The sequence below is a fragment of the Streptococcus oralis genome, assembly GCF_019929345.1.
Lineage (GTDB): Bacteria > Bacillota > Bacilli > Lactobacillales > Streptococcaceae > Streptococcus.
The window spans coordinates 1-4,215 of record NZ_JAHZPJ010000024.1 but is presented as its reverse complement, the minus strand read 5'-3'; the positions used below and the strand labels follow the sequence as shown (position 1 = coordinate 4,215).

Below are 4,215 nucleotides of genomic sequence, written 5' to 3'. Positions count from 1 at the left end.
GCATTGCTGTCAATATTGGAAATGGTAGATGTGAGAACAAATTCCTTATTGTTCTCATCCAAGGCAGTGAAACGGATGGTTTCTCCCTGTTTAAGGCTAGAGACATCTTTTGAGGTCACATAAGTTGTGATGGTTACCTTCTTTTCTGTCGTCAAAACAGGATACAACTGGGCCAAGACCTTGCCTTCGGGAACCAAATTAGCCCCAGCAGTTTCAGGATTCAGGTGGAGAATCCCGTCCTCCATCGCTGTAATAGCCCCTTTTTGTGCGATTCCTCCCTGTACTTTGAGATTGTTTTCAACTTCTAAAATCTTTTGATTTAGGGCTGTCAACTCTTGTCCAACTTTTGCCAACTGTTGAGCCTTTAGGGACTCAAGCTGGCTATCCAAACTACCAGAGTAGGCCTGTTGAGCTCCTGCACCTGCGTATTGGACCCGATAACCTGCTAGAGCGGATTCAAATTGGGAAATCTGACTGTCAATCTGTGCGATGACTTGGCTCTTGAGCTGCCCTTGAGTATCAGAAGCAGCCTGTGCTACATAAGCCTGATAAATACTATACCCAGCATTGGTCGAAGGAACACTGGTTCCATTTTGAATGGCGTCTCGCAGTGTCTGGTAGTCCGACAATTTGGCATTGGTTTCACTGATAAGGTTTCCTAATTCAGCTTGGGAACTGCTAGCAGCCGAATTTTGAGAGGCAATATTAGAATTCTGTTGTTCCGTATTACTACGGATGCTGGCTGCTTGGTTTTTATAGTCATTAAAGATCTGTTCATAGCCAAAGCGATCCTCTCCCGAAGCAAACTTACTAGTTCCTGTCTTCAAACTTTCTTGTAATAATTCCAACTGTCGTTTTTGTTCCTTCAAGGTTTCCACTTGAGAGGAGAAGGTATCTTTCTGAGTGTTTTCGCTATCAGAATGATATTGAACTAAGAGGTCACCTTTTTTGACCACCTTGTTTTCCTCTAGGTTATTGGTGACAATCGCATTATTACTGGTTGACTGGATAGTCGCTAAGATTTTACTTGGTTCAATAGAGGCCGCCGAGGTAATGGTGATTTCCTTTTTCGCAAAGAGAGAGAATAAGACCACAAAAATCAACAAGAAGAAAGTCGGTAAAATCACGCGTACAGAAAAGTTGGAATATCTACGATTATAAAATTCAGCACTCTCTAAGTAATGTTCTTCCATCTTCTTTCTCCTTTCTAACTATTGACCAGATGGGCATAGAAACCATCCTGGGCAAGTAATTCTTCATGTGTTCCTTGCTCGACGATTTCCCCCTTGTCCAGAACGACCACTTTTTCAGACCGCTCTGCAATGGTCAATCTATGGGCAATGAAAATGATGGTCTTGTCCAACTCCAAGAGATTGTCGATAATCTTTTTCTCTGTCAAGATATCCAGATTGCTGGTTGCCTCGTCGAGAATCAAAACAGGAGCATCCGTCAAAAGAGCTCGAGCCAAGGCCAAGCGCTGGCGCTGACCACCTGAAATCCCTGTCCCGTCTGATGTCAACTCTGTTTGGTAATTCAAAGGCATCCGTTCAATGTCTTCTCGAATCTCCGCAATTTCCAGTGCCCGAATGATTTCTTTCTGAGTCGTTCCAGGTTTGGCACCTAAGAGAACATTCTCCAAAATGGTACCATTAAAGACATAAGGCTGTTGTGGCAAGTAGTTGATATGGCGACGCAAGACATGCTTGTCAATCTGATTGAGATTGGTATTGTTAATCAGAATTTCTCCTTCGTTTGGATCGTAGAAGTTGACAATCATCTTGGCAAGGGTCGTCTTTCCAGAACCAGAGATGCCCACAAAGGCCACCTTGCTGCCTCGTTCAATGGTCAAATTGATGTCTGATAAGACATTTCGTCCATAGCCGTATTTATAGCTGACCTGTTTCAACTCAATGTCACCCTTGGTCATGCTTAAATCACGAATCGCTTTTTTATCCATAAATTCAGAGTCAACCAAATAGACCTCGTTCAAGCGGTTATTGGCCACTTGGGCTGTCTGGAGTTTGGTTTGTAGGTTGATGATGTTTTCTAGTGGATTTGTGAAATAAGCCAGCAAGGTATTATAGGTAATCAGTTGCCCTAGGGACATTTTATTGTCCATTACCAGAAGGGCTCCCATCCAAAGGATGGCAATATTCAATAGGAGCTGAGCCGTTTTCTTCAAGCCCATTTGAATATTTTCCATCCGACTGTAGGCAAATGATTTTTTCAGATAGTCCACAAATTCTCTGTCAATCTTTTGGTAACGGTAGTTTTCACTCGTCAAGGACTTGATTGTTTCAATCCCATTGATGTCTTCGATAATGGAAGAGGAGAGAATAGCATTGGATTCCATGGTGTCCCGATTCATCTTCTCAAATGGTTTCATGAAAGCAAAAATCACGACGATATAAATCGGTAGCGAGAGAAGACTGATAAAGAAGAGATTAAAGTTTTGTGAGAACAAAACAATGGCCATGACAATCACAATCGAAACATCTAGAAAGATGGAGAGAATGGTACTGGCTAGGGCATCAATGATACTATTGGCATCATTAAAGCGTGAGACAATTTCCCCAGTTCTTCTGGTCGCAAAAAAGGACATGGGTAGATGGAAGACATGCTTGATATAGGACAAAATCACATCAATCGAAAGGCGTTGTCCCAAAATAAGAAGCAGATAGCTCTGAGCATAGGTCAGAATCTGTTGTAAGATATAGACAACTACCAAGCCTAAAGAGATAATCCCTAAGGTATTGCGCATCTGATTGGGGACATAGGTATCGATGATTCCTTGAAGATAGTAGGAGCCGACGATATTGATAATCGTAACCAATAAAGTTGCGATAACGATATTGGCAATCAAGCCTTTTTGTTTCATCAAGATGGGAACAAAGGACCAGAGGCCGTTTTTCTGTTCCTTATGAGGCTTGTATTCAGGGGCAGGAGCAATAAAAATAGAAACTCCTGTCCACTCTTGGGCAAACTGTTCCTTGGAAAGTTTGGTCATTTTAACAGCCGGATCGGGGTCGGCAATATGAACTGAATGTTTGTCATGACCCGTCACGACATAGTAGTGAAGTAATTTTTTATCCTTGATGACATGAGCGATAAAAGGGTAGACGACCCCTTTCATGTCAAATAAAGACATATCTGCTTTCAAGGCTCGTGTTTCAAAGCCTAATTCTTCTGAGACTTTTACCAGTCCAAAAGCAGTCGTTCCTCGTAAGGTGGTCTTGGCCATTTCACGCAAGCTAGCCAAAGAGTAGTAGGAACCATAGTAGCCATAAATCATGGCAAGGGCTGCCACACCACAATCTCTTGCGTCAACTTGGGCTCTATAATGACGCTTTGTAAATCTCATACAAACTCCTTTATTCACAAAAGTGGGGATATCTATGAGGGAAAGACCTCATAGAGGTTTTGGGGAGTTCAGAAAACTCCCTTGATTTACTAGCTTTCTCCAGAAAAATAGACTTAGAAGGAGGAGGAAAGACAAAAGTAACTAACTCTATCATACACTAATGTGGCTTATTTTTCCAATGGTATCGGTTGTTTCAAAGATATTGATACCAGCAATTCTCAGACATCTATTTGACATGAAAAAGCCTCTTGTCCCAATCAAGACGAACAAGAGGCTTTCTGTCAAAAGACAAACTATTAGTTAAAAATTCCTTGGTCAGCTCCGCCACCGTTGCTAGCGCCACCACCATTGTTAGATCTAGATCTTGATCCGATTCTATCTCTGATGCGACCGTATGCACGGATAGCAAGTCCACGTACAGTGCGACCAACTTCACGACCGATATCAAATACGGCACGTACAAGGTCACCGCCGACCCATCCACCTTCAACTTCAACCAATTCAGCTTCAGTAAGTGGCATAAACTTTTGATCTAATGATTTAAAATCTTTGTTCATGAAAATCACCTTTTCCTATCTAGAATGATAAAATTAGCTAAAAAGTCCTACTAAGAAGCCTGAAACCAATGAGCCACCCAAAATAGCCAATGATACAGTGAATACATCAACAGGGATACCGTAGAATGCCCATCCACCGTCAACCATCATCATTTCTTCTTCAGTCAAAGCAGCGAACTGATTATCCATCATAGCAAAGTTTTCCATAAGAGTTCTCCTTTTATTAATATGTTGTTCTTAGTTGGAGGAAAGCCCTCTCAACTCGACAACTATATTATACAACAGGCAGGACCTCCT

The 4,215-nt window shown here is 41.9% G+C and carries 4 protein-coding genes; all 4 read right to left on the bottom strand.

The window, feature by feature from the left end; genetic code table 11:
• Nucleotides 1-1,193 (bottom strand): bacteriocin secretion accessory protein (locus tag K1I97_RS09975; RefSeq protein WP_223332341.1); only part of this gene is annotated, 1,193 nt, incomplete at its 3' end.
• Between the two features lie 14 nt (nt 1,194-1,207).
• Nucleotides 1,208-3,361, bottom strand: a complete 2,154-nt coding sequence (gene comA / locus K1I97_RS09970) for a peptide cleavage/export ABC transporter ComA (protein ID WP_084970754.1) — start codon at nt 3,359-3,361, stop codon at nt 1,208-1,210.
• A gap of 296 nt (nt 3,362-3,657) precedes the next feature.
• Entirely contained in the window at nt 3,658-3,918 is a 261-nt protein-coding gene (locus K1I97_RS09965; protein WP_223332340.1) for a hypothetical protein, read from the bottom strand.
• A gap of 33 nt (nt 3,919-3,951) precedes the next feature.
• Entirely contained in the window at nt 3,952-4,125 is a 174-nt protein-coding gene (locus K1I97_RS09960; protein ID WP_223332339.1) for a Blp family class II bacteriocin, read from the bottom strand.
• Nucleotides 4,126-4,215: the final 90 nt, after the last annotated feature.